The sequence below is a fragment of the Litoreibacter roseus genome (genome assembly GCF_009811795.1).
GTDB lineage: Bacteria > Pseudomonadota > Alphaproteobacteria > Rhodobacterales > Rhodobacteraceae > Litoreibacter > Litoreibacter roseus.
Genome location: NZ_BLJE01000014.1, coordinates 1 through 5,513 on the forward strand (window position 1 = coordinate 1; position 5,513 = coordinate 5,513).

A 5,513-nucleotide genomic window follows, 5' to 3' on the forward strand; every position below is an offset into this window, starting at 1 on the left:
CAAGCACATCACCTTGAATGCCACCGGAGGCGGCTTTTTGACCGCCTCCAAACAATTTAGACATGGCGCCACCAGCAAGAGCAGAAGCAATACCGCCAGCAATAGCACCAAACATAAATCACCTCACTTAAGTGGCTGGAGACAAATAATCTCTTTAATAACCTGATTCAGCGAAACCAATCCGCGGCATTTAGTAGCGGTAAAGTTAGACCAAACCATGAAACCAACATAAACATTATTGCCCGGCGTACGGGGAAGGACGTCAATAGTCACACAGTCCTTGACGGTATAATAACCACCATCATGGCGACCATCCAAAGGATAAACATCATAGGCAGTCGGGAGGGTAGTCGGAACCGAAGAAGACTCAAAGCGAACCAAACAGGCAAAAAATTTAGGGTCGGCATCAAAAGCAATATCAGCACCAACAGAAACAACCTGATTAGCGGCGTTGACAGATGTATCCATCTGAATGCAATGAAGAAAACCACCATTACCAGCATTAACCGTCAAACTATCAAAATATAACGTTGACGATGTAGCTTTAGGTGTCTGTAAAACAGGTGCCGAAGAAGCTGGAGTAACAGAAGTGAGAACCAGCTTATCAGAAAAAAAGTTTGAATTATGGCGAGAAATAAAAGTCTGAAACATGATTAAACTCCTAAGCAGAAAACCTACCGCGCTTCGCTTGGTCAACCCCTCAGCGGCAAAAATTAAAATTTTTACCGCTTCGGCGTTATAACCTCACACTCAATCTTTTATCACGAAGTCATGATTGAATCGCGAGTGGTCGGCAGATTGCGATAAACGGTCACATTAAATTTAACCTGACTATTCCACTGCAACAACTGAACGGACTGGAAACACTGGTCATAATCATGGTGGCGAATAAGTACGCGTTCTTGCAAATCACCAGAAGGCGGTTCCTGAATGAATGGGAAGCCTTCAAGAAGGTGATAAGCAGGAGAAACATACGAAGGCGCATAACGATACCACTGACCCTCAGCAATCTTAAACTTCTTAGACGAATCACCAGAACGGAAAACATCCTTCATAGAAATTTCACGCGGCGGCAAGTTGCCATACAAAACAGGGTCGCCAGCAATATCGGTATAAGTCAAAGCACCTTTAGCGTTAAGGTACTGAATCTCTTTAGTCGCAGTAGGCGGAAAACGAACAAGCGCAAGAGTAAACATAGTGCCATGCTCAGGAACAAAGAAACGCGGCACAGAATGTTTATAGGTCTGTTGAACACGACCAGAAAACTGGCCTAACGACGTTTGGTCAGTTCCATCAACATCATAGCCAGATGCCCAGAGATTAGAGCGCATGACAAGTAAAGGACGGTTGTCAGCGTCATAAGAGGTTTTACCTCCAAATGAAGAAATAACATCATGGTAACGCTGCATGAAGTAATCACGTTCTTGGTCAGTATGCAAATTAGCATAAGCAGCTTGCAGACCCATAATGTCAATAGATGTGGTAGAAGTCGTCATTTGGCGAGAAAGCTCAGTCTCAGGAGGAAGCGGAGCAGTCCAAATGTTTTTGAGATGGCAGCAACGGAAACCATAACGAGCATCATCTTGATTAAGCTCATTAGGGTTAGCCTCGGTACGGTCAGGCATCCACGGCGCTTTAAAATAGTTGTTATAGATATTCAAATAACCCTGAAACAAATGCTTAGGGATTTTATTGGTATCAGGGTTAATCGTGCCAAGAAAAGCGGCATGGTCAATATAACCAGTAGTGTTAACAGTCGGGAGAGGAGTGGCATTAACACCATCCTTCATGAACTTAATCCACTGTTCACCATAAACGTGACGATGAGGGACATAAAAAGTAAAAATGTCTACAGTAGAGTCAATAGCAAGGCCACGACGCAATGGAGAAAGACGGAGAGCGCCAACGGCGTCCATCTCGAAGGAGTCGCCAGCGATAACCGGAGTAGTTGAAATGGTAATAAGACGACCAATCTGACCAGCAAGGAAGCCAAGATGGGAAAGGTCATGCGGCATACGCTCGGCGCCAGTTTGAATATTAGACATAATTTATCCTCAAGTAAGGGGCCGAAGCCCCTGCAATTAAAATTGTTGACCACCTACATACCAAAGACGAGCGCCTTTACGCTTGCCTTTAGTACCTCGCAACGGCTGCGGACGACCAGGGCGAGCGCCAGAACGTTTTTTACCTTTAGACATTACATCACTCCTTCTGCACGTAATTTTTGACGCACGTTTTCTTCTGCGTCAGTAAGAACGTCAGTGTTTCCTGCGCGTACACGCAAGGTAAACGCGAACAATTCAGCGGCTTTAACCGGACGCTCGACGCCATTAATAATGTTTTCCGTAAATTCAGCGCCTTCCATGATGAGACAGGCCGTTTGAATGTTGACGGGATGAACATAATAAGCAATGACGGCAGCAATAAACTCAACAGGAGCAGGAAAGCGAGGGTATCCTACAAAGTCCAGCGTACCATAAACGCAAGCCTCAACGCAGCGACGAGCACGAGAGCGGTCAGTAGCAATCCAAACTTTGTTACTCGTCAGAAAATCGAAATCATCTTCGGTTAAATCCAAAACGGCAGAAGCCTGAATGAGCTTAATAGAGGCCAAAGCGGTCTGGAAACGTACGGATTGTTCAGTAACTTGACTCATGATTTCTTACCTATTAGTGGTTGAACAGCATCGGACTCAGATAGTAATCCACGCTCTTTTAAAATGTCAACAAGAGAATCTCTACCATGAACAAAATGTGACTCATATCTAAACCAGTCCTTGACGAACGTGCCAAGCATATTAAGCCACTTCTCCTCATCCAACGCGTCAGTTTTTGACAGAATCGTTAGTTGATGGCGAAAGGTCGCAAAGTAAGAGCTTCTCGAGCTGCGCAAGGATAGGTCGAATTTTCTCATTTTCCGCCAGCAGTCCACTTCGATTTAATTCGTAAACAAGCAGTAGTAATTCCTGCTTTATCAAGATAATTTTTCGACTCATCAGAAATATCCGAAAGTGTTAACTTCTGCGTCATGGAAGCGATAAAACTCTGCAGGTTGGATACGCCAATCATTTTTATCGAAGCGCGCATAAATTTGAGCAGATTTGTCGTCACAGGTTGCGCCGCCAAAACGTCGGCTACAGTAACTTTTCCCAGCCTCAATCTCATCTCTCTTTTTGCGTTCTGCTTCAATATCTGGTTGAACGGCGTCGCGTCGTAACCCAGCTTGGTAAGTTGGATTAAGCACTCCGTGGACAGATTTGTCATTGTGAGCATTTTCATCCCGAAGTTGCGGCTCATTCTGATTCTGAACAGCTTCTTGGGAAGTAGCGACAGCTTGGTTTTTAGTGAGTTGTTCCATTCTTTAGCTCCTAGACCTTTAGCAGCAAGGTCCATATCTGACTTTTTGTTAACGTATTTAGCCACATAGAAACCAACAGCCATATAACTGGTAGCTTTAAGCGGCTCACCTTTAGCATCAACAGGCCACAACCAACCAGAACGTGAAAAAGCGTCCTGCGTGTAGCGAACTGCGATGGGCATACTGTAACCATAAGGCCACGTATTTTGCAAGCTATTTAACTGGCGGCGATTGCGTACCCGACGACCAAAATTAGGGTCAACGCTACCTGTAGGAAGTGTCCGCATAAAGTGCACCGCATGGAAATGAAGACGGCCATTAGCTGTACCATACTCAGGCACACAAAAATACTGATAGCAGTCGGCGTGTGAATCATTAGCCTTGCGACCCTCGGCAGCAAGAACCATACGACCAATATCACGAAAATAGTCACGCAAAGCATTGGGATTATCATAAAACGCCTCTAATCGGTCGTCAGCCAACGTGAGAGTGTCAAAAACGATAAACCAACCATCAGCATGAGCCTGTCGCATTGCATTCATCAAACGCTGAATAGCAAAGCCTCTACGCGATTTCATAGTGGAGGCCTCCAGCAATCTTGAACACTCATCCTTAATACCTTTCTTTTTGGGGTAATTATACTCATCGCGAATATCCTTAAGAGGGCGTTCAGCAGCCAGCTTGCGGCAAAACTGCGTAACCGTCTTCTCGTTCTCTAAAAACCATTTTTCGTCCCCTTCGGGGCGGTGGTCTATAGTGTTATTAATATCAAGTTGGGGGAGCACATTGTAGCATTGTGCCAATTCATCCATTAACTTCTCAGTAACAGATACAAACTCATCACGAACGTCAGAAGCAGCCTTATGGCCGTCAACATACATATCACCATTATCGAACTCAACGCCCTGCATACGAAAAGACAGAATCTCTTCCAAGAGCTTGATGCGGTTATCCATCTGCTTATGGAAGCCAAGCATTGGGGATTGAGAAAGAGTAGAAATGCCACAAGCCTCAATAGCAGGTTTAAGAGCCTCGATACGCTCAAAGTCAAAATAATCAGCGTGACATTCAGAAGGGTAATAAGAACGAACCATAAAAAAGCCTCCAAGATTTGGAGGCATGAAAACATACAATTGGGAGGGTGTCAATCCTGACGGTTATTTCCTAGACAAATTAGAGCCAATACCATCAGCTTTACCGTCTTTCCAGAAATTGTTCCAAGTATCGGCAACAGCTTTATCAATACCATGAAAAATATCAACCACACCAGAAGCAGCATCAGTGACGACATTAGAAATATCCTTTGCAGTAGCGCCAATATGAGAAGAGCCATACCGCTGATTCTGCGTTTGCTGATGAACTAAGTCAACCTCAGCACTAACCTTGCGAGTCATTTCTTTGATTTGGTCATTGGTAAAATACTGACCAGCCGTTTGAGCTTGAGTAAGCATTTGGCGCATAATCTCGGAAACCTGCTGTTGCTTGGAAAGATTGGTGTTTTCCATAATAGACGCAACGCGAGCAGTAGACTCCTTCTGTTGATAAGCAAGCATCTCATTTTGTGCATATACCTGGTCTTTCGTATTCTGGCGTGAAGTCGCCGACTGAATGCCAGCAATCTCTTTTTGAGTCTCATTTTGCATCTCGGCAATCTCTTTCTGATTGTCCAGTTGCATTTTAGTAAGCTCTTTTTGATTCTCAAATCCGGCGTCAACCATACCAGCAGAGGAAGCATCAGCACCAGCACGCTCCCAAGCATTAAGCTCAGGAAATGCAGCAGCAAGATAATCACGAGTATCCTTTCCTTTATCAGCGGCAGACTTGCCACCAAGTCCAACCAAATCAAGCAACTTATCAGAAACGGCAGAAGTGCCAGCCTGCAACGTACCTTCAAGAAGTCCTTTACCAGCTTTAGCCATAGCACCAGAAACAAAACTAGGGACGGCCTCATCAGGGTTAGGAACATTAGAGCCTTGAATGGCAGATTTAATACCAGCATCACCCATGCCTACAGTATTGTTATCGGTAGCAAGCACATCACCTTGAATGCCACCGGAGGCGGCTTTTTGACCGCCTCCAAACAATTTAGACATGGCGCCACCAGCAAGAGCAGAAGCAATACCGCCAGCAATAGCACCAAACATAAATCACCTCAC

At 44.9% G+C, this 5,513-nt stretch carries 9 protein-coding genes; all 9 read right to left on the reverse strand.

The window, feature by feature from the left end; all coding sequences use genetic code 11:
• Positions 1–115, reverse strand: a 115-nt coding sequence (locus tag KIN_RS22860; protein WP_505712033.1) for a hypothetical protein, incomplete at its 3' end; no start/stop codon positions are given.
• Between the two features lie 8 nt (positions 116–123).
• Complete coding sequence (locus KIN_RS22865) at positions 124–651, reverse strand: hypothetical protein (protein ID WP_000487867.1); 528 nt, start codon at positions 649–651, stop codon at positions 124–126.
• Positions 652–761: 110 nt separating this feature from the next.
• Positions 762–2,045: a major capsid protein gene (locus tag KIN_RS22870; protein WP_000065572.1), complete on the reverse strand. Its 1,284-nt coding sequence runs from the start codon at positions 2,043–2,045 to the stop codon at positions 762–764.
• Between the two features lie 36 nt (positions 2,046–2,081).
• On the reverse strand, positions 2,082–2,198 hold the full coding sequence (locus KIN_RS22875) for a phage DNA packaging protein J (protein ID WP_000033471.1): 117 nt from the start codon (positions 2,196–2,198) through the stop codon (positions 2,082–2,084).
• Entirely contained in the window at positions 2,198–2,656 is a 459-nt protein-coding gene (locus tag KIN_RS22880; protein WP_000084700.1) for a scaffolding protein D, read from the reverse strand. The genes KIN_RS22875 and KIN_RS22880 overlap by 1 nt, the downstream gene beginning before the upstream one ends.
• The gene (locus KIN_RS22885) at positions 2,653–2,892 is read right to left on the reverse strand and encodes a phage DNA packaging protein C (protein WP_016670801.1); all 240 of its coding nucleotides are present in this window, start codon (positions 2,890–2,892) and stop codon (positions 2,653–2,655) included. Before KIN_RS22885 ends, KIN_RS22880 begins: the two co-directional genes overlap by 4 nt.
• Complete coding sequence (locus tag KIN_RS22890; protein WP_435988044.1) at positions 2,825–2,977, reverse strand: hypothetical protein; 153 nt, start codon at positions 2,975–2,977, stop codon at positions 2,825–2,827. The genes KIN_RS22885 and KIN_RS22890 overlap by 68 nt, the downstream gene beginning before the upstream one ends.
• Positions 2,910–4,451, reverse strand: coding sequence for a replication endonuclease (locus KIN_RS22895; RefSeq protein ID WP_000252566.1), 1,542 nt, complete (start codon positions 4,449–4,451; stop codon positions 2,910–2,912). Before KIN_RS22895 ends, KIN_RS22890 begins: the two co-directional genes overlap by 68 nt.
• A 63-nt stretch (positions 4,452–4,514) precedes the next feature.
• On the reverse strand, positions 4,515–5,501 hold the full coding sequence (locus KIN_RS22900; protein WP_000466547.1) for a Minor spike protein: 987 nt from the start codon (positions 5,499–5,501) through the stop codon (positions 4,515–4,517).
• Between the last annotated feature and the right edge of the window lie 12 nt (positions 5,502–5,513).